Raw genomic sequence first — 19,508 nt, 5'->3', positions numbered from 1 at the left:
GGACGCGGGCCGCTGCGGCGCGGACGGGGCGGTCCGCCCCGGTGCCGCCGGCGCATTCGGGGACGGTCGGCCCACACCGAGCGCCGGAGCCTGCTGCTCGGCCTGCTCGACGGCGACCGCGCCAGGGCTGGCCTCACCGTCGATGGTGGGGGCGGAGTATTGCAGGCCCTGCCGCCGCGGCGCCTGGTTGAGGCCCTTGGCCCGAATCTCCACCGGCTTGTCGAGCAGGGTGACCTCGTCGGCCCCCTCCTCCGGCTCCGGCTCGGTCACCTGGACGTCGACGTTGTAGAGGAAGCCGACAGTCTCTTCCTTGATGCCGTCCATCATGGTGGCGAACATGTCGAAGCCCTCGCGCTGGTATTCGACCACCGGGTCGCGCTGGGCGTACGCCCGGAGGTTGATGCCCTCCTGGAGGTAGTCCATCTCGTAGAGGTGCTCGCGCCACTTCCGGTCGATGACCTGGAGCAGCACCATCCGCTCGAGCTGGCGCACACCCTCGGTGCCGACCTGCTCCTCGCGCCGGTCGTACGCGGCGTTCGCGTCCTCCTTGAGGCGGGCGACCAGGAAGTCGGCGTCCATGCCGGCCCGCGAGCCGCCGGCTTCCTCCTCCAGCTCCTCGATCGTCACGCCGACCGGGTAGAGCTGCTTCAGGCTGGACCAGAGCTGCTCGAGGTCCCAGTCTTCGCCGTAGCCCTCGGAGGTGGCACCCCGCACGTACGCCTCGACGGTGTCGTCGATCATGTTGCGGACCTGTTCGGAGAGGTCTTCGCCGTTGAGCACCCGGAGTCGCTCGGCGTAGACGACCTGGCGCTGCTTGTTGAGCACCTCGTCGTACTTGAGGACGTTCTTGCGGATCTCGGCGTTCTGGCCCTCGATCTGGGCCTGGGCGCTCTTGATCTGCCGGGTGACCATCTTCGACTCGATGGGCACGTCCTCCGGGATGTTGAAGCGCTCCATCACCGCCTCGACCGCACCGGCCCGGAAGCGTCGCATCAGCTCGTCCTGGAGGGACAGGTAGAAGCGGGACTCGCCCGGGTCGCCCTGCCGGCCGGCACGACCGCGCAGCTGGTTGTCGATCCGGCGGGACTCGTGCCGCTCGGTGCCCAGCACGTAGAGACCACCGGCGGCGGAGACCTCGTCAGCCTCGGCGTCGCAGGCCTGCTTCCACGTGGGAAGGACCTCCTCCATCGCCTTGGCGTACTCTTCCTCGTTTTCCAACGGGTCGAGGCCGCGCTGGCGCAGCTCGTTCGCGGCGAGGAACTCGGCGTTGCCGCCGAGGAGGATGTCGGTGCCACGGCCGGCCATGTTGGTGGCGACGGTGACGGCGCCCTTACGCCCGGCCTGGGCGACGATCTCGGCCTCCCGGGCGTGGAACTTGGCGTTCAGCACGTTGTGCGGGATGCCACGCCGGCGCAGCAACTGGGAGAGGATCTCGGAGTTTTCCACCGAGACGGTGCCGACCAGCACCGGCTGGCCCAGCTGGTGCCGCTCGGCGATGTCCTCGATGACGGCGTTGAACTTGGCCTTTTCCGTCTTGTAGATGACGTCCGGCCGGTCTTCGCGAACCATCGGGCGGTGGGTCGGGATCGTCACGACGCCGACCTTGTAGACCTTGTTGAACTCACTCGCCTCGGTCTGCGCCGTACCGGTCATCCCGGACAGCTTCTCGTAGAGGCGGAAGTAGTTCTGGAGGGTGATCGTGGCCAGGGTCTGGTTCTCCTGCTTGATCTCCACCCCCTCCTTGGCCTCGATCGCCTGGTGCATGCCCTCGTTGTAGCGACGGCCGTGCAGGATGCGACCGGTGAACTCGTCGACGATCAGGACCTCACCGTCGCTGACGATGTAGTCCTTGTCGCGCTTGTAGAGCTCCTTGGCCTTGATGGCGTTATTGAGGTAGCCGACCAGTGGGGTGTTGACCGACTCGTACAGGTTGTCGATGCCGAGCCGGTCCTCGACCTTGGCGACACCCCGCTCGGTCACGGCGATGGTGCGCTTGGAGTGGTCGACCTCGTAGTCGCCCTCGCCGTCGGTGCCGGGCTGGAGCCGGGCCACCACGCCGGCGAACTCGCCGTACCAGCGGGCCGAGTGCTCGGCCGGGCCGGAGATGATCAGCGGGGTGCGGGCCTCGTCGATCAGGATGGAGTCGACCTCGTCGACCACGGCGAAGTTGTGGCCGCGCTGGACCAGCTCGTCCTTCGACCAGGCCATGTTGTCGCGCAGGTAGTCGAAGCCGAACTCGTTGTTGGTGCCGTAGGTGATGTCGCACTCGTAGGCGGCCTTGTGCTCGCTGGCCGGCCGGTTGGGCAGCACCACGCCGACGGTCAGCCCGAGGAACTCGTGCACCCGACCCATCCACGCCGCGTCGCGCTGGGCGAGGTAGTCGTTGACCGTGATCACGTGCACGCCCTTGCCGGACAGCGCGTTGAGGTAGACGGCCATGACCGAGGTCAGCGTCTTGCCCTCACCGGTCTTCATCTCGGCGATGTTGCCGAAGTGCAGCGCCGCGCCGCCCATCACCTGGACGTCGTACGGGCGCTGGCCGAGCACTCTGGCGGCCGCCTCGCGGGCCACCGCGAACGCCTCCGGCAGCAGGTCGTCGAGGGTCTCACCCTCGTCGAGCCGCTCCCGGAACTGTTCGGTCATGCCGGCCAGTTCCTCGTCGGTGAGGTTGATGTAGTCGTCCTCGATCGAGCTGACGGCATTGGCGATCGCCTTGAGGCGGCGCACCATGCGGCCCTCGCCCGCGTTAAGGACCTTTTCCAGAATCGACACGGATCAACGCTCCCCTAGACAGTCTCGAACCATCGTAGGCGCTCCATCGGCCCGATGGTCACTGGTGGCGGTGCTCGACCCCGCCGAACCCGACAAAACTCGCGCCCTGCGCACGCTTCAAACGTTATCCGGTTACGCCGTCGGCGAACGCTACGGCAGGATGCACGGGTGGAGCCCGTGGAGATCATCGAGGACGGCGTGCTGTTGCGACCCTGGCGGGGGGCGGACGCCGAGGCCGTGCACCGAGCCTGCCAGGACCCGGACATTCAGCGCTGGACGACCGTGCCGCGCCCGTACCGACCGGAACACGCTCACGGTTTCGTGACCGAGATCAGCGGGCGGGCCTGGGCGGAGGGCACCGGGGCGCCGTTCGCGGTTTGCGACCCTTCGACAGGTGATCTGCTCGGCTCCTGCGGCTTGATCTCCATCGACCCGGCCGGCACCGGTGAGATCGGTTACTGGACTGCGCCCTGGGCGCGCGGTCGAGGGGTGATGGTCCGGGCCACCCGGGCGGTGGCTCGCTGGTCCTTCGACAGCCTGGGGCTGCGCCGGCTGATCTGGCAGGCCGAGGTGGGCAACCACGCGTCCCGGCTGGTCGCGCTGCGGGCCGGCTTCCGGGTCGAGGGGCGGCTGCGGATGAGTGACCCGGCGCTGCACGGTGGCGCGGACGGCTGGATCGGCTCGCTGCTGCCCGGTGAGGTGCCCGCCCCCGGGTCTACCGGGCCGGCCGGTCCGGGCACCCTGGCCGCCCGGCGGGCCGCCGTCTTCGGCCGCCCGCAGCCCGTCCTGTTCGCCACTGCCGCAGCCGGCGAGCTGCGGCTGCGGCCCATGGAGGAGCAGGACCTGGACGCCGTGGTCCAGACCTCCCGGGACCCGGAGACCATCCGCTGGACGACAGTGCCGGACCCGTACGAGCGCACCGACGCGCAGGGCTACCAGGCCTACGGCCGGGACGCCTGGGCTCGGGGCGACGCCGCCTGCTTCGTGGTCGCCGACCCCGACGACAGGTACGCGGGCACCCTCGACCTGCGGCTCTCCCCCGCCGACCCGCTGCTTGCCGACGTCGGCTTCGTGACCGCCCCGGAGGCCCGTGGCCGCGGATACCTGCCGGCCGCGCTGGTCGCCCTCAGCGCCTGGGGCTTCAGCACCTTGGGCCTGGCTCGGATCGAGTGGAGAGCGAACGTGGGCAACACCTCCTCCCGTAGGGCGGCGGAGAAGGCGGGTTTCACCGTCGAGGGGACCGCCCGGGCCGGGGTGCAGCACCGGGGCGAGCGGGTCGACGTGTGGGTGGGCGCACTGCTCGCCAAGGACCTGACGTGAGCCTCGAGCAGGTCGTCGAGGCGCACGGGGTGCGGCTGCGGCCGTTCCGCGCCGAGGACGTCCCCGACGTGGTCGACGGCTTGGCCGATCCGGTCAGCCAACGGTTCATGACAGGCCTGCCGTCGCCGTACACCGAGGTCGACGCCCGTTGGTGGATCGACGCGGGTGCCCCGGCGGCCTGGACCGGCGGCGGCGCGGCGTACGCCGTCGCGGACCCGGCCACGGACCGCCTGCTCGGCACCGTGGGCCTGTCGAACCCGGTGCCCGCGCGGGGGCAGGCCGAGATCGGCTACTGGGTGCGGGCCGCGGCGCGCGGACGAGGCGTGGCCACGGCGGCGACCCGTGCGCTCGCCGAGCACGCGTTCGCCTCCGGGACGGCTCGGCTGGAGTTGCTCACCGACGCGGAGAACGGCCCGAGCCAGCGGGTCGCGCTGGCCGCCGGGTTTCGCTACGAGGGTTCGCGCCGGTCCGCTGGTAGCGCCCGCGACGGGGGTCGGCACGATCTGCTGGCCTGGGTACGCCTCGCCGGCGATCCTCCCGGCCCGGCCGCCCGACTGCTGCCCGACCTGCCCGACGGGGTGCTCACCGATCAGGTGGTGGCGCTGCGGCGACTCGCGCCGGGCGACGCGGAGCTGATGCACCGGCTGCACAGTCGACCCGAGGTGGTGGCGAACCAGGCGCCGCCCGTGCCGCCGACGCGGGAGGCGATCGAGCGGCGCTGCCGTCTCGCGGAGAGCGGATGGCTGACCGGCGAGATCGCCCGACTGCTGATCACCGACGTGTCCAGCGGGAAGCCGGTGGGCAGTTGCGGGCTGTCGTACACCGATGTGGCCGGCGGCGAGGCTTCGGTGGGCTACGCGCTGTTGCCCGACTGGCGCGGCCGGGGGTACGCGACGCGGGCCGTCCGACTGCTCGCGGCCTGGGCGTTCGGCGCGGCCGGCATCGCTCGGCTGGCCGCCGGCACGGTGCCGGACAACATCGCGTCGCACCGGGTGCTGGAGCGGGTCGGGTTCCACAGTGAGGGCCTGCAGCGTGGCCGCCTGCCGGGCCTGGCCGGCACCCGTCTGGACGATCTGACGTTCGCGCTGCTCCCCACCGATCTGCGCTGAGACCGGATCAGGGAGTTGCGGCGGGACGCCCCACCACAACTCCCTGATCGACGCGGTCAGGGGCCGGTCAGGTGGCGAGGGAGATGATGCCGTAGTCGTAGGCGTGTCGCCGGTAGACGACGCTGGGGCGGCCGGACTCCTTGTCCTGGAACAGGTAGAAGTCGTGCCCGACCAGTTCCATCTCGAACAGCGCGTCGTCGATCGTCATCGGCTCCGCCGGGTGCACCTTCTCCCGGGCGATGTGCCACGGCTGCTGGTCGTCGTACTCCTCCTCGACCCGTTCCGCGACGGCGGTGCCGGCGCGGGCACCGTCGGCCGGCGCGCTCAGCGCGGGGGCCACCAGGTCCGCGACGGGCAGGCCCGCGGTGGCCTCGGCGACGGAGATCGGCGCGTGCCGACCTCGGTGTACGCGGCGACGGTCGGCCGCGCGACGCAGCCGGGTGTCGAGCTTGGCGATGGCCGCGTCGAGCGCGCTGTAGAAGTCGTTCGTGCAGGCCTCGGCCCGGATGACCGGGCCCCGGGAAACGCAGGTGATCTCCACCCGCTGGCAGTGGTCGGCCTGGCGCGGATTGCGCTCGTGAAACAGCTCGACATCGACACGAATAAGCTTGTGGTCGTAGCGTTCGATCTTTGCGAGTTTCTCGGCTACGTGCACCCGGTAATGGTCCGGCACTTCGACGTTTCGGCCCTTGACCACGATGTCCACGTGACCTCCCTTGTTCGGACGGTCTTCGATCCGGTTAGCCCGGTCGCGCGCCGTGGGGAGACCCGCTGGCGTCGACCGGTTGGTACGGCTACGCCTCCTCTCACCGCCAGGGGCGGGTGGAAAGACCTCCTACCCCCGACAGCGAAACGCTAACTCCTGTTTGCTCGACAGTCACCCCATGTTGCCGAGAGAGCCCAGGATTTTTCGCAGCTCGTACACCAATGGGTGAAACGGAAACACGATCGGTTACGAGTGGTGTCTTTTCTCGGTCGCCGCGAGCACCGCGGCCACACTGGGTGCCCACCCGGTGGCGGTCAGCACCCGGGCTGCGGCGGCCAGGGTGACGCCGGTGGTGACGATGTCGTCGAGCAGCACCACGACCGGCGCCCCGCTCACAGCTCGGCCCCGGCCCGACGCGGTGGAGCGCGGCCGGAACGCCGCTTCGGCCGCCGCCGCCAGCCCGGTGCTGTCCAGGGTGACCGAGTCGGGTCGGGGCAGCGCGCGCAGCGGACGGTGCACCCGCACCGCCCAGCCGCTACGGGTGAGACGGGCAGCGCAGTGCCGGGCCAGCCGGTCCAGGTGGTCCCCGTACCGGGATCGGGCCGCTGCCGCCGTGTCCGGGACCGGGACCAGCGCCAGCGGCCTGGCCTCGCCGACCGCCGCCGCGACGACCTCCGCGAGCAGCGCGCCGAGGGGACGGGCCAGCCCGTGCCGGCCGTGTTCCTTGTACGCCAGCAGCGCCTCGCGCAGCGGGCCGGCGTACGAGCCGAGCGCGACACAGCGCGGCAGGCCGGGCGGGGCGGGTGTGGGTCGGACCGACAGCGGACGCAGCGCCTCCAGCGCGGTGACGCAGGCCGGGCAGACCCCGTGCCGCAGGCCGGGCCGCCGCTCCCGACAGCCCGCGCAGGTGGTGGGCAGAACCAGGTCGGCGAGGTCCGCCCAGAGCCCGCTCACCGTGTCAGTAGAGGAAGAACGGCGCCGACGGGTTGCTCGGGCGGACACCGGCCGGCACCGGGGCGATGTCCCGCACCCGCTCGGGCTCGATCCGCTCGAACGGGCTGCTGCGGTAGGCCACCCCGTTCGCCTCGTACATGTAGGCCCCGCTGGGTGCCCGCACGGTCCGGTTGGTCGGGTACGCCGTCAGGTGGTTGACCTTGGCCCCCACGTCGGTCCGCAGCGGTGTCTCCAGGGCGCCGTCGACGCTGATCTCGTAGATCGCCTGCTGGCCCGCCGACCCAGCCACCACCAGCCGGTCCTCCCGGCCCCAGTCGACCGCCGTGAGACCGGTCAGCGAGGTGGCCAGTTGCCGGGGCGGCCCGATCGAGACCCCGCCGCCGTCGAGGTTGACCGCGGCGACGTAGAGCCGCCCGCCCGCGATCAGCGCGACGCGCTGGCCATCCAGCGCGGCGGCCACCGCCGTGACGTTGCCGGAGGGCAGGTTGAGGGGCACCTGGTACATGCGGGCCGCCTCGTCGAACCGGTAGAGCTGCCCGTCGGCCACCACCAGGCCGCGACCGGCCCGGGTGTCGGCGGTACGCAGCCAGACCGGGCGGCTCATCGAGGTGTGCTCCGTGTCGCTGCGGCTGACGACGGTGACCGGCGCGGCACCCGTACCGACCGACAGACGGTACCGGCCGTTGCTGCTGCCGATGGTGATCATCGCGGCGAGGATCCGCCGGTCCTTGGCCACGGCCAGGTCGGCGGAGACGATGTTGCGGTTGGCCTCGGGTGCCAGCGGCACCGTCCCGCTGAGTTCGCCCTGGAAGTCGAGCGGGTGGATGGCGCCCTCGTACACGCCGAACCGCTGCGGGCTGTCGGCGTTCGGGTAGAGCTGCTGGGCGATTCGTCGTTCGTCCAGGTCCTGCACGGGCTGCGAATTGTTGCGGATCTTCAACTCCAGCTCGCCGGTCAGGTCACCGAGCGACCAGGCGAGTTGGGTGATCAGCTGGTCGATCCCGTTCCGGTCGTCACCGGACATGTCGAGGTTGACCTCCCACCGGCTGTCCGCGCCGGTGGCGTTGTTGATCAGCTCGGTGCGGTCGGGCAGCCCGACGACACCCGGGCGCAACCAGTCGGAAGGGCCACCGACCAGCCACTTCACCACCTCGTTGACCCGGCGTTCGCTGGGCACGGCCAGCGGCCGGTAGCGCTGGTCCGGCACCAGGCGGCTGCGGTCGGAACTCCAGAAGTAGATCGTCTCGTCCTGGTAGTACTGCTTGAGAGCGACGTCGCTGAGCAGCAGCACGTTCGGCGGGTCGACGACGTAGAGGCCGGCACGCTCGTCGTTGGCGCCGCCGTCGAGCGCCGCGCTCCGAAGCCGGAACTCGTACTCCGTCTCGGTGGCGACGGGTGGGGCCAGGACGCCGTTGGCCCGCAGCACACCGATCTGCTGCACGGTGATCTTCACGGTGGTGGTGGAGTCGCTGTTCAGCGTGTAAACCGCCTCGCGCAGCCGGACCACGTTCAGCGCGACCTCGCTGCCCTTCTTGTCCTGCAGGCGGGACTTGGACTCCGGGGCGACGAACGCCTTGACCCGCTCGTAGGCCCGGTCCGGCTCACCCGCGGCGGCGGACAGGAAGTTGCGCACGAACATCTCGTTGTCGCTGCCGCTGGACGTCCGCTTCGGCGGCTCGCCGCTGCGCAGGTCGACGACGCCGGCCCCGGTCGCGGCACCGCCCTTGCCGTCCACCCGCACGTCGGAGCCGGCCGGGATGCCACAGCCGGCACCCAGCAGCACCACCACACCGAGTGCTCCGAGCAGAGACTGTCGTTTCACGAGCGCACCTCCGCCCGCTGCTCGTCAGTCTGAGCCGGACCGCCGGCCGGCTCCCCACCCGGGCCGCCCGCCGACTCCCCACCCGGGACGCCCGCCGACGTTCCGCCGCTGCCGGGGCCGATCGCCAGGGCACCACCGGTGCCGGGACCGATGGCCAGCGGGCCACCGTCGCGGGGGCCGCCGAAGGGCAGCGCGGCGTCGGCCGGCACCAGTCGCAGCGGCGAGGTGGTCAGCCGGTCACCGGCGCGGGCCGGCAGGGTGAGCCGGAACTGCGCGCCCTGCCCGGGAGCACCCCACGCCTCCAGCCAGCCACCGTGCAGCCGGGCGTCCTCCAGGCTGATCGACAGGCCCAGACCGGTGCCACCGGTCTGCCGGGCCCGGGACGGGTCCGCCCGCCAGAACCGGTTGAACACCAACTTCTCCTCGCCCACCTTGAGCCCCACCCCACGGTCGCGGACGGTGATCGCCACGGCGGTCTCGTCGACCCCGAGGGTGATCAGCACCGGACGGGCCTCGCCGTGCTCGACCGCGTTGCCGACCAGGTTGCGCAGGACCCGCTCGACCCGGCGCGGGTCGACCTCGGCGATCACCGGTGCGCTCGGCAGGTCGAGCTCGATCGGGACACCCACCCGCTCGGCCAGACCAGCCAGCCGGTCGACCACCCGGTGCACCACCGGCACCAGGTCGGTCGGCTCGGAATCCAACATGGCGAAGCCCGCGTCGAACCGACTGATCTCCAACAGGTCGGTGAGCAACTCCTCGAACCGGTCCAACTCGGCCTGGAGCAGCTCGGCGCTGCGGGCCACCGCCGGGTCGAACTCGTCGCGCTCGGCGAAGATCAGGTCAGCGGCCATCCGGACCGTGGTCAGCGGCGTACGCAGCTCGTGCGACACGTCGGAGGTGAAGCGGCGCTGCAACCGGGACATCTCCTCCAGGCGCAGGATCTGCCGTTGCAGGTTGGTGGCCATCTGGTTGAACGAGGCGGCCAGCAGGGCGAGGTCGTCCTCGCCGTTGACCACCATCCGCTGGTCGAGCAGGCCGGCGGAGAGCCGCTGGGCGGTCCGCGCGGCGACCCGGACCGGGTTGACCACCAAGCGGGTGACCAGCGCCGCGAGCAACCCGAGAAGGATCACCAGGGCGACCCCGGTGGCCACCACCGTGGCCCGGGCATCGGCGGCGGTGACGTCCTGCCGGGTCAACGGCACCAGGTAGTAGATCTCGATCTGGCCGAAGCGGGTGGGCACCGGTGAGCCGTACACCAGATATTTGGTCGGCTCACCGGTCAGCCGACCGGTGCGGATCTGGCTGGCCACCTTGCCGTCGGCGATCGCGGCCCGCAGCTCCGGGCTGATCAACGGTCGGACGTTCGCGGCGGGCGCGGTACGCGTCTGGATCTGGTCGGGGTAGCCGTTCGCCGTGATCGCCACCACCACCCCGCTGGTCTGCTGCGGGTCGCCACCGGCGAGGTAGTTGACAGTGTCGTCGATGGTCTCCTGGAGCTGCGCCTCCTGCGGCTGGCCGTAGAGCGAGACCTGCTTGGTGGCGTAGCTGGCGCCGCTGGTCACCCGTTGCCGGACGTCGCTGCGGGCGTTGTCGAGCAGGATGGTGGTGATCTTGTCAGCGATCAGGAACGCGAAACCGCCGACCAGCAGGCTGGACGCGACGAGCGTGATGGTGACGACCCGGACCTGTAGCGAGCGGCGCCAGGTCTGGTGCACCCGGGCCACCAACCGGGCGACCCGGCCGCTCACCGCACGCCAGACCTCCCCGCCGGCGCTGGGCCGGCGGGCAGCCGTGCTCGGGGAGGGTGTGGGCGGCGAGGTCGACACAGTGCGACCAGGCTATCCGGTCCCCGCCTTGTAGCCCACGCCCCGCACGGTGAGGATGATTTCCGGCCGCTCCGGGTCCGGTTCGATCTTGGCCCGCAGCCGTTGCACGTGAACGTTGACCAGCCGGGTGTCGGCAGCGTGCCGGTAACCCCAGACCTGCTCCAGCAGCACCTCACGGGTGAAGACCTGCCGGGGCTTGCGGGCGAGCGCGACCAGCAGGTCGAACTCCAGCGGCGTGAGCTTCACCTCCTCGTCGTTGCGACTGACGGTGTGCGCCGGCACGTCGATGGAGATCTGGTTGTCGGGCGGCCCGATGGTCAACATCTCCGGGGCCACGTCCTCGCCTCGGCGCAGGCGGGCCCGCATCCGGGCGACCAGCTCCTTGGGCTTGAACGGCTTGACCACGTAGTCGTCGGCACCGGACTCCAAGCCGAGCACGACGTCCACGGTGTCGCTCTTGGCGGTGAGCATGACGATCGGCACGCCGGATTCACCCCGGATCGACCGGGCGACGTCAATACCGCTCATTCCGGGCAGCATCAGGTCAAGCAGCACGATATCGGGACGACTGTCACGAAATGCGGCCAACGCCCGCTCGCCGTCCGCCACGAACGAGGGCAGGAAACCCTCACTACGCAGCACGATGCCGAGCATCTCGGCGAGCGCGGGGTCGTCGTCGACCACCAGTACGCGGGCTCTCATGGGATTAATATTGCATCCTCATTCAGTTCGGTGGGACCGGCGTCTGCCTGGCTGTCACATGATCCCCCTTTGACGCCGCCCGGCGCCACCGCAGCCCCGGCCGTTTCCGCTGTCGCCAACCGGACGGCGGTCACCCGAAGAGTGCCCGCCCCCAGTGGTCCCCGCCGTCACGTACCCCGGGAGGGCAGGCGAACACCCCGCTGGAGACGTGCCGCAGATATTCGTTCATCACGTCGTGCCGCGCCAACTGGGTCTGGATCGGCACGAACTGGCGACGCGGATCGCGCTGGTAGGCGATGAAGAAGAGACCCGCGTCGAGCCGTCCGAGACCGTCGGAGCCGTCGACGAAGTTGTAGCCGCGCCGGAGCAACTGGGCGCCGCCGTTCCGGCTCGGATGGGCCAACGTGACGTGGGCGTGCTCGGCGATCACCGGCTTGCCGTCCGCGCCGCGCGCCGCGAAGTCCGGTTCGTCGAACTCGTCGGTCCGGCCGAGCGGAGCACCGCTGCCCTTGCTCCGCCCGACGATCTCCTCCTGCTCGGCCAGCGAGGTACGGTCCCAGGTCTCCACCAGCATCCGGATCTTGCGGGTGACCAGGTACGAGCCTCCGGCCATCCAGTCCGGCCCGTCGCCCGGCTGCACCCACAACTGGTCGCGTAGCAGGTCGGTGTCCTCGGCCTTGAGGTTGGCCGTTCCGTCCTTGAAGCCGAACAGGTTGCGCGCGGTGGCCTGCTCCCGGGAGGTCGACGAGGTACGGCCGAAGCCGAGCTGCGACCAGCGGACGCTGACCACTCCCATGCCGAGCCGGGCCAGGTTACGGATCGCGTGCACGGCCACCTGCGGATCGTTGGCGCAGGCCTGCACGCAGAGGTCACCCCCGGAGAGCTGTGGCTGCAACGCGTCGCCCGGGAACTTCGGCAGCTCGGCGAGGGCTGCGGGCCGCCGGTCGGCGATGCCGAAGCGGTCCCGACCGTCGGCGTCGCGGAACAGCGTCGGCCCGAAGCCGATGGTCAGGGTGAGCTGCGAGGGAGGCAGACCGAGCGCCTCACCGGTGTCGTCCGGTGGGGCCTCCGGCATCCCTCCGACCGCGCCGAGAACCCCGGCGTCCTGGCCCGCTGTCATCCGGGCGGCGGCGGCCGTCCACTCTTCGAGCAGCTCGACCAGCCGGGCCCGGTCCTTGGTGATCACGTCGAAGGCGACGAAGTGCAGCCGGTCCTGTGCCGGGGTGACGATGCCGGCCTGGTGCTCGCCGTGGAACGGCACCGCCCCGGCCGGGTGGTCGCTCGCCGCGGCCGGGCCGTGGGAGCCGTTCACCATCGCCCCCACGCCGACCGCCGCACCGGCGACCCCGGCCACCCCGGCGCCGGCGAGCGTGATCGCCCGCCGCCGGGTCAACCCGCTCCCGCTCATCTGTCCCCCTGAGGTCCGGTCACTTCGCGACGGCCGCGGCGACCTTGCTGATCGGCTCGGCGAGGGCGTTGATCCCGTCGGAGAGCTCCTTGAGCTCGGGCTTGCTCAACGCGGTGTGCAGCTTCCACCCGTCGCCGTCGCGGTGCTTGCCGAGCAGCGCCTCCACGTTGGCGAACTCGGTGTCGAGCTGCGTGACCAGCTCCGGCGAGCGCTGTTGCAACGCGGGACGGAGGGCGGAGACGGCGGCCTTGGAGCCTTCGAGGTTGGCGGCGAAGTCCCACAGGTCGGTGTGCGAGTAGCGGTCCTCCTCGCCGGTGATCTTGCCGCTGGCCACCTCGTCGAGCAGTTCCTTGGCACCGTTGGCGAGCTGGAGCGGCGAGAGCTTCTCGGCGTTGGCCTTGGCCACGATCTCCTTCACGTCGACCAGCAGCCGGTCGGCGATCGGGCCGTCCTTGCTGATGTCGCCGGACTCCCAGAGGTCCTTCTCGATCCGGTGGAAGCCGGTGAACTCCATCCCCTCCTCGATGACCTCCTCGCGGCCATCGATCTTGGGGTCGAGGTCGCCGAAGATCTCGGCCACCGGCTCGATCCGCTCCCAGTAGGTGCGGGCGACCGGGTAGAGCGCCTTGGACTTCGCGACGTCACCGGCCTTGACCGCGCCGACGAACTCCTCGGTCTTGGCGAGAAGCGCGGTGGTCTGGCTCTTGACGTAGCGCTGGTAGTTGGCGGTGGCGTCACCCAACGCGGCGTCGGCGGTGAGCGGCTGGGCGGACCCGCTGACCTTGAGCGCCCCCCGGATGCCCTTGCCGCTCATCCCCGGCTTGCAGGCCGTCTGGTACGTCCCGGCCGGCAGCTCGACGTGCAGCTCACGGCTGAGCCCGGGGGCGATGTTCTCCACCTCGCCCATCACCCGGTCGCCGTCGGCGTACACGTAGAACTCAGTCACCTTCGCACCCGAATTGGTGATCTTGAAGGTGGCGGTGCCGGCGCCCAGGTCGGTCGTGCCGACCTCACAAGCGGTGTCGCTGGCCTTGACCACGATCGCGCCGCCGGCCGCGGCCGGGTCACCCTTGTCGGAGTCGGAACAGGCGGCCAGACCGGCCGTTGCCAGCACGCCGGCGGCGGCCAGCGCGAAGAACTGGGTGGTACGCATCTGAGCTGTCTCTCCTCGTGGGGTCAGGCCCGCGGCGACGTGGACGCCGCCTCGGCCTCAGCCTCGGTGCCGGACTCGGCCCCGCGCTCGGTGACGGTGGTGGTGGTCGCGGCGGGTGCCGGCTTACGCCGGGCCGGTCGCAGGAAGAGCAGGAGGACCGGTACGGCGTACGCGACCCAGGCGATCGTCTCCAGCACCGTGGGGGCGGGAGTCACGTTGAACATGCCGGCGAGCAGGTGGGCGTACCAGGTGGTCGGGTCGAGCACGCTGGTGATGTCGAAGGCCAGGTCGTTCAGGCCGGGCAGGACACCGGCCTCCTGGAAGTCGTGGACGCCGTACTTGAGGATGCCGGCGGCGACCAGGATCAGCAGGGCGCCGGTCCAGGTGAAGAACGTGCCGAGGTTGATGCGTACGGCGCTGGCGTAGAGCAGCACGCCGAGGACCACGGCGGTGACGACGCCGCCGATCAACGCGAGCAGCGGGCCACTGTCGCCGGCGGCTCCCTGGGCGGCCGAGTAGAAGATCAACGCCGTCTCCAGCCCTTCGCGGACCACCGCGAGGAACGCCATGCCGGCGACCGCCAGGGACCCGACGGCCAGCGCGTCGGTGAGCTTGCCTCGCAGCTCGCCCGCGATGGTCCGGGCGGCCCGGCGCATCCAGAAGATCATCCAGGTGACGAAGACCACGGCGGCGACGGAGGTGATCGCCTCGAACAGCTCGCGGTCCTCGGAACGGGCCAGCAGCGAGGTCGACGTGTACTCGATCAGCCAGCCGAAGAGCACCGAGAGCGCCACGGCCAGGCCGACGCCCGCCCAGACCTGGGGCAACCGGTCCCGGCGCTGCGACTTCACCAGGAAGGCGACGAGGATGCTGACCACCAGGGTGGCCTCCAGGCCTTCCCGCAGGCCGATCAGGTAGGTGGCGAACATCCGGGCTCCGAGTGATTAGGCACGCCTCAACTAACTTAGGGCAGGCATACCTTCCTCCCGCTCACGGCTCGCGTCAAGTCGTTCGCGACAAGCTCACTCGCCCCGTGACCAGGCTCTTCGACCTCCGGGAGCCAGATCGCCCCCAGCGGGCTGTGGGAGGATCCCGTCGTGAAGGGATTCCTGCCGTGGCTGACGGTGCTGGCCGTGGTGCTGCTGCTCAGCGCGCTGCGCATGCGGGCGCTCGCCACCATCGTGTCGGTCGGGTGGCTGGTCTGGTGCGTCTGGACGTGGTTCCGCCCCACCCGGCGCGACCCCCGCTCCGGCTGAGCCGGCGGCGGATACGACGAACCGGGCCGGCTGCGAACAGCCGACCCGGTCGAAGAACCGTCGATCAGTAGCGGTAGTGATCCGGCTTGAACGGACCCTCCGTGGAGACGCCCAGGTAGGCGGCCTGCTCCTTGGTCAGCGTGCTCAGCTTGGCGCCGAGCGCGCCCAGGTGCAGCCGGGCCACCTTCTCGTCCAGGTGCTTGGGCAGCACGTAAACGCCGATCGGGTAGTCCTCGGTCTTGGTGAACAGCTCGATCTGGGCGATCGTCTGGTTGGCGAACGAGTTCGACATCACGAAGCTCGGGTGGCCGGTGGCGTTGCCCAGGTTCAGCAGGCGACCCTCGGAGAGCACGATGATGGCGTGACCGTCGGCGAAGCGCCACAGGTCGACCTGCGGCTTGATGTTGATCCGCTCCACGTCGGAACGCTTGGCCAGACCGGCCATGTCGATCTCGTTGTCGAAGTGGCCGATGTTGCCGACGATGGCCTGGTGCTTCATCCGGGCCATGTGCTCGTTGGTGATGACGTCGAAGCAGCCGGTGGCGGTGATGAAGATGTCCGCCTGCTCGACAACGTCGTCCAGAGTGGCGACCTGGTAACCGTCCATCGCGGCCTGCAACGCGCAGATCGGGTCGACCTCGGTCACCACGACCCGGGCGCCCTGACCGCGCAGCGACTCGGCACAGCCCTTGCCCACGTCGCCGTAGCCCATCACCACGGCCATCTTGCCGCCGATCAGCACGTCGGTGGCCCGGTTGATGCCGTCGATCAGCGAGTGCCGGCAGCCGTACTTGTTGTCGAACTTGCTCTTGGTCACCGAGTCGTTGACGTTGATGGCCGGGAAGAGCAGGGTGCCCGCCCGGTGCATCTCGTAGAGCCGGTGCACACCGGTGGTGGTCTCCTCGGTCACGCCCTTGATGCCGGTGGAGATCCGGGTCCAACGCTGGCCGTCCTCGGCGAGCGAGCGGTGCAGCAGCTCGAGAATGACGGCGTACTCCTCGGAGTCGGCCGACTCGACCGGCGGGACCGCCCCGGCCTTCTCGAACTCGGCGCCCTTGTGCACCAGCAGGGTGGCGTCACCGCCGTCGTCGAGGATCATGTTCGGGCCCTGCCCGTCCGGCCAGGCGAGCACCTGCTCGGTGCACCACCAGTACTCCGGGAGGGTCTCGCCCTTCCACGCGTACACCGGGACGCCGGCCGGAGCCTCGGGCGTGCCGTCCGGGCCGACGACGATCGCCGCGGCGGCGTGGTCCTGGGTGGAGAAGATGTTGCACGACGCCCAGCGCACCTGAGCACCGAGCGCGACGAGCGTCTCGATCAGGACGGCGGTCTGGATGGTCATGTGCAGCGAGCCGGTGATCCGCGCGCCGGCGAGCGGCTGCGCCTCGGCGAACTCGCGGCGAATCGCCATCAGGCCGGGCATCTCGTGCTCGGCGAGCTGGATTTCCTTACGCCCGAACTCCGCGAGCGACAGATCCGCCACCTTGAAGTCGCCGTCGGCGAGCGTGCTCGGCCGGGCCTCGGACGGCGTACCGCTGGCGGCCGCCGGGAGGGTGCTGGTCATGAAAGCTCCTGTCGAACGATGTCTGCGCCGACCCTCCACCTTACGCGCGTTGGCGGCGGGCATCCGGGGGACCGGCCGCGGACAGCGCACGGGGCGGTCGGTGGTGGACGGATCAAGCCGCCCACGTCCCGCCCGCCCCGTGCATCCCCCCGGTTTGGTTCCCCCGCACGTTCTCGGACCGTCGTCGCGATAACGCTGCGTACTCATAGAGTCACACTCAGCCAGGGGCGCGTCAAGCTATTCCGGGAAAGTCGGACTTGTGTCGTGGCCTTGCGTCGTCAGCTCAGCCCCGACGTCGCCACGTACGCATCCCCGACGCCGCTGATCCGCAGCGGCTCGCCGGCCGCCGTGCCGATCGCCGCCTGGCCGGACACGAGCGTCACCGCCCCGGCGCCATCGTCCACCGTGATCGACCCGCCGCCGCAGAGCACCACACGAGGGCCGGGCAGCGGCAACGTGACGGTGGGCACCGCCGCGTCGACGCGTACGTGGTGCAGCGCGAAGTCGTCCACCGGCACGGGCCACCAGGCCACACCCGGGCCCACCGGCTGCGCGGCACGCACCGGATCGTCGAGCACCTCGAAGCGCAGCACCCGCAGCAACTCGTCGACGTCCACCCGCTTCGGGGTCAGACCACCGCGCAACACGTTGTCGCTGGCCGCCATGATCTCCACACCACAGCCGCTCAGGTAGGCGTGCAGGTTGCCGGCCGGCATCCAGATCCCCTCCCCCGGCACCAGACGTACGTGGTGCAACAGCAGCGCCACCAGCGCGCCCGGGTCCGCCGGGTACGCCTTGGCCAACCGGTGCACCAGCTCCGCGTCCGGTCCGTCGGCCGGTGAGGCCAGCACGGAACCCAACAACGCGGCGCGCTCGGCGACCGGCCAGCCGAGCAGCGTCCGCACCGCCGTCCGCAGCCCCGCCGGCCCGGTACGCAACGCGGCGACCACCGGCGTCAACTCCGGTACGCCGAACGCGGCGAGCGCCTCGGCCGACTCCGTCGGATCCCGGAAACCGCACAGCGCCTCGAACGGGGTGAGCGCGACCAGCAACTCCGGCTTGTGGTGCGGGTCGGAGTAGTTGCGTTCCCCCTCGGGGCGCCCCTCCTCCGCCGCAAAGCCGGCCCGGGCCTGTTCGGCGTCCGGGTGTGCCTGGAGGCTCAACGGCGCGTCGGCCGCGAGGACCTTGAGCAGGAACGGCAACCGGCTGCCGAACCGCTCGGACACCCGCTGGCCGAGCCACTGCCCCGGCTCGTCCCGCACCAGGTCACAGAGGCTCACCCGCAGGCCGGCACGGGCCACGCTGGCCGGGGCGCCCGGGTGGGCGCCCAACCACAGCTCGGCCTCCGGCCCCTCGCTGGGTACCGGCCGCCCCTGAAGAAGCGCGATGGCGGAACGGGAACCCCAGGCGTAGTCGCGGATCGGTCCGTACAGCGGCTCCACGTGTCAGCCCCCGGCCCGCCCTGTCGCCTCACCGGACGCACCGTCGGCCTGCGGCACAGCGGTGTCGGCGGCAGCGCCGGTGCCAGCCTTGGCCGCAGCGACGCTGTAGACGTCCGGCTCCAGGTAGATCACCCGGGCGATCGGCACCGCCGCGCGGATCCGCGCCTCGACGGCGTTGATGCCGCGCGCCAGGTCGTGGGCGCTCTCCCACTCCGGCACGGCGATCTTCGCAGCCACCATCAGCTCTTCCGGCCCCAGGTAGAGCGTCTTCATGTGGATGATCCGCTCCACCTCGGGGCCGTCGGTGACGGCCCGCTCGATGGCGGCCAGCTCGGACGCCTCGGCGCCCTCACCGAGCAGCAGGCTCTTCGTCTCGATGGCCAGCACGACGGCGATCACGACCAGCAGGATGCCGATCATCGCGGTGCCCGCGGCGTCCCACTCACCGTTTCCGGTGATCAGCGTCATCGTGACACCGAAGAGCGCGAACACCAGACCGACCAGCGCGCCGAAGTCCTCCAGCAGCACCACCGGCAGCTCCGGCGCCTTGGCCCGGCGGATGAAGCGCACCCAGGACTGGTTGCCCCGGGTGTGGTTGGACTCCTTGATGGCGGTCCGGAAGGAGAACGACTCCAGGACGATCGCCACCACCAGCACCACGACGGGCAGCCAGTGCCAGGACTTGATGCCGTGCGGGTCCTGCCACTTGTGATACGCCTCGTACAGGGCGAACAGGCCACCGATGCTGAACAGCACGATGGACACGATGAACGCGTAGATGTAGCGCTCCCGGCCGTACCCGAACGGGTGCTCCGGGGTGGCCGCCCGCTTCGCCCGCTTACCGCCGAGCAGCAGCAGGCCCTGGTTGCCGGAGTCGGCGACCGAGTGGACCGCCTCGGCCAACATCGACGACGAGCCGGAGAGCAGGAACGCAATGAACTTGGTGACGGCGATGCCGACGTTGGCCAGGAGGGCGGCGACAATCGCCTTCGTCCCACCGTTGGCGCTCACGCCACCGCTCCGCTTCGCCGCACGAAGCCGACCGGTCCGCGCATGACGCGCCGCCCCCTACGTCCGCTCACTGGTTCGACAGCTCCTTCATCTCGGTAATGGCCGGAACGGCCATCGGGTCCAACCCGTGTGCCAGAGCAAGGTAGATCGAGGCGAAATCCGGGACCGCGATCAGCGAGGCCAGCCGCTCCAGCGCGGAGCCACCCTCGGCGGTCACCACGTCGCACCGCACACCGCGACGCTCGGCGAGGGTCTGCACCGCGTCCGCGCGGCGCTCCTCGACGGCGAAGGGTTCGTCGGTGTCGTCCTCGGCGTTGAGCCCGCCGTCACGCAGCAGCACCAACCGCAGCCGGGTGCCATCGCCGTCGCCACCATCGACGGCAACGGGTCGATTGGCATCGGGTTCGCCATCCCGATCGACCAGGTGCAGCAGACCGCCGACACAATCATCGGCAAGGGC

Annotated in this window: 16 protein-coding genes; 3 read left to right on the top strand and 13 right to left on the bottom strand. The window is 70.7% G+C overall.

Annotated elements, in window-relative coordinates:
- On the bottom strand, positions 1–2,772 hold a 2,772-nt coding region (gene secA, locus ACWCO3_RS15175), incomplete at its 3' end, for a preprotein translocase subunit SecA (protein WP_450010427.1).
- A gap of 168 nt (positions 2,773–2,940) precedes the next feature.
- Here secA and ACWCO3_RS15170 point away from each other — a divergent pair.
- Both ACWCO3_RS15170 and ACWCO3_RS15165 read left to right on the top strand, forming a co-directional pair.
- On the top strand, positions 2,941–4,092 hold the full coding sequence (locus ACWCO3_RS15170; RefSeq protein WP_450010425.1) for a GNAT family N-acetyltransferase: 1,152 nt from the start codon (positions 2,941–2,943) through the stop codon (positions 4,090–4,092).
- Positions 4,089–5,201 (top strand): GNAT family N-acetyltransferase, encoded by a 1,113-nt coding sequence (locus ACWCO3_RS15165; RefSeq protein ID WP_145786424.1) that lies wholly within the window; start codon positions 4,089–4,091, stop codon positions 5,199–5,201. Before ACWCO3_RS15170 ends, ACWCO3_RS15165 begins: the two co-directional genes overlap by 4 nt.
- 67 nt (positions 5,202–5,268) lie before the next feature.
- Here the strand turns inward: ACWCO3_RS15165 and hpf are convergent, their stop codons facing one another.
- The 8 genes from hpf to efeU form a co-directional block, all read right to left on the bottom strand.
- Positions 5,269–5,907 carry a ribosome hibernation-promoting factor, HPF/YfiA family gene (gene hpf / locus ACWCO3_RS15160; protein WP_145786423.1) on the bottom strand — a complete coding sequence of 213 codons (639 nt, stop codon included), beginning with the start codon at positions 5,905–5,907 and terminating at the stop codon, positions 5,269–5,271.
- A gap of 246 nt (positions 5,908–6,153) precedes the next feature.
- Positions 6,154–6,861 carry a ComF family protein gene (locus ACWCO3_RS15155; RefSeq protein WP_450010423.1) on the bottom strand — a complete coding sequence of 236 codons (708 nt, stop codon included), beginning with the start codon at positions 6,859–6,861 and terminating at the stop codon, positions 6,154–6,156.
- A gap of 4 nt (positions 6,862–6,865) precedes the next feature.
- Positions 6,866–8,683, bottom strand: coding sequence for an LpqB family beta-propeller domain-containing protein (locus tag ACWCO3_RS15150; RefSeq protein WP_450010421.1), 1,818 nt, complete (start codon positions 8,681–8,683; stop codon positions 6,866–6,868).
- Positions 8,680–10,512 (bottom strand): MtrAB system histidine kinase MtrB, encoded by a 1,833-nt coding sequence (mtrB, locus tag ACWCO3_RS15145; protein ID WP_450010419.1) that lies wholly within the window; start codon positions 10,510–10,512, stop codon positions 8,680–8,682. Before mtrB ends, ACWCO3_RS15150 begins: the two co-directional genes overlap by 4 nt.
- A 12-nt stretch (positions 10,513–10,524) precedes the next feature.
- Positions 10,525–11,214 carry an MtrAB system response regulator MtrA gene (gene mtrA, locus ACWCO3_RS15140; RefSeq protein WP_088986230.1) on the bottom strand — a complete coding sequence of 230 codons (690 nt, stop codon included), beginning with the start codon at positions 11,212–11,214 and terminating at the stop codon, positions 10,525–10,527.
- A gap of 130 nt (positions 11,215–11,344) precedes the next feature.
- Positions 11,345–12,622, bottom strand: coding sequence for an iron uptake transporter deferrochelatase/peroxidase subunit (efeB, locus tag ACWCO3_RS15135; RefSeq protein ID WP_450010417.1), 1,278 nt, complete (start codon positions 12,620–12,622; stop codon positions 11,345–11,347).
- Positions 12,623–12,641: 19 nt separating this feature from the next.
- Positions 12,642–13,775, bottom strand: a complete 1,134-nt coding sequence (efeO, locus tag ACWCO3_RS15130) for an iron uptake system protein EfeO (protein ID WP_358161796.1) — start codon at positions 13,773–13,775, stop codon at positions 12,642–12,644.
- A 23-nt stretch (positions 13,776–13,798) separates the two neighbouring features.
- A complete protein-coding gene (gene efeU / locus ACWCO3_RS15125) occupies positions 13,799–14,704 on the bottom strand; it encodes an iron uptake transporter permease EfeU (RefSeq protein ID WP_357930617.1) in 906 nt (301 codons plus the stop codon).
- Between the two features lie 168 nt (positions 14,705–14,872).
- Here efeU and ACWCO3_RS15120 point away from each other — a divergent pair, with 168 nt between their 5' ends.
- Positions 14,873–15,031 (top strand): hypothetical protein, encoded by a 159-nt coding sequence (locus ACWCO3_RS15120; RefSeq protein ID WP_167524990.1) that lies wholly within the window; start codon positions 14,873–14,875, stop codon positions 15,029–15,031.
- 64 nt (positions 15,032–15,095) lie between these two features.
- On the opposite strand, the gene ahcY is transcribed toward ACWCO3_RS15120, so the two are convergent.
- The 4 genes from ahcY to ACWCO3_RS15100 all read right to left on the bottom strand — a co-directional run.
- Positions 15,096–16,595: an adenosylhomocysteinase gene (gene ahcY, locus ACWCO3_RS15115; RefSeq protein ID WP_145786417.1), complete on the bottom strand. Its 1,500-nt coding sequence runs from the start codon at positions 16,593–16,595 to the stop codon at positions 15,096–15,098.
- 278 nt (positions 16,596–16,873) lie between these two features.
- A complete protein-coding gene (manA, locus tag ACWCO3_RS15110) occupies positions 16,874–18,037 on the bottom strand; it encodes a mannose-6-phosphate isomerase, class I (RefSeq protein WP_450010413.1) in 1,164 nt (387 codons plus the stop codon).
- 3 nt (positions 18,038–18,040) lie between these two features.
- Positions 18,041–19,048, bottom strand: coding sequence for a cation diffusion facilitator family transporter (locus ACWCO3_RS15105; RefSeq protein ID WP_357930626.1), 1,008 nt, complete (start codon positions 19,046–19,048; stop codon positions 18,041–18,043).
- 67 nt (positions 19,049–19,115) lie between these two features.
- The coding region (locus ACWCO3_RS15100) for an SIS domain-containing protein (protein WP_450010410.1) at positions 19,116–19,508 on the bottom strand (393 nt) is incomplete at its 5' end.

The sequence above is a fragment of the Micromonospora sp. NPDC002411 genome, assembly GCF_053592955.1.
The sequence above is the reverse complement of the archived record's forward strand: the minus strand, read 5'-3'. Positions and strand labels throughout refer to the sequence as shown.

Bases quoted from the DNA above. Each gene is read 5' to 3' on its own strand.
- mtrA (WP_088986230.1), bottom strand. From the start codon at position 11,214: ATGAGAGCCCGCGTACTGGTGGTCGACGACGACCCCGCGCTCGCCGAG.
- efeB (WP_450010417.1), bottom strand. From the start codon at position 12,622: ATGAGCGGGAGCGGGTTGACCCGGCGGCGGGCGATCACGCTCGCCGGC.
- efeO (WP_358161796.1), bottom strand. From the start codon at position 13,775: ATGCGTACCACCCAGTTCTTCGCGCTGGCCGCCGCCGGCGTGCTGGCA.
- efeU (WP_357930617.1), bottom strand. From the start codon at position 14,704: ATGTTCGCCACCTACCTGATCGGCCTGCGGGAAGGCCTGGAGGCCACC.
- ahcY (WP_145786417.1), bottom strand. From the start codon at position 16,595: ATGACCAGCACCCTCCCGGCGGCCGCCAGCGGTACGCCGTCCGAGGCC.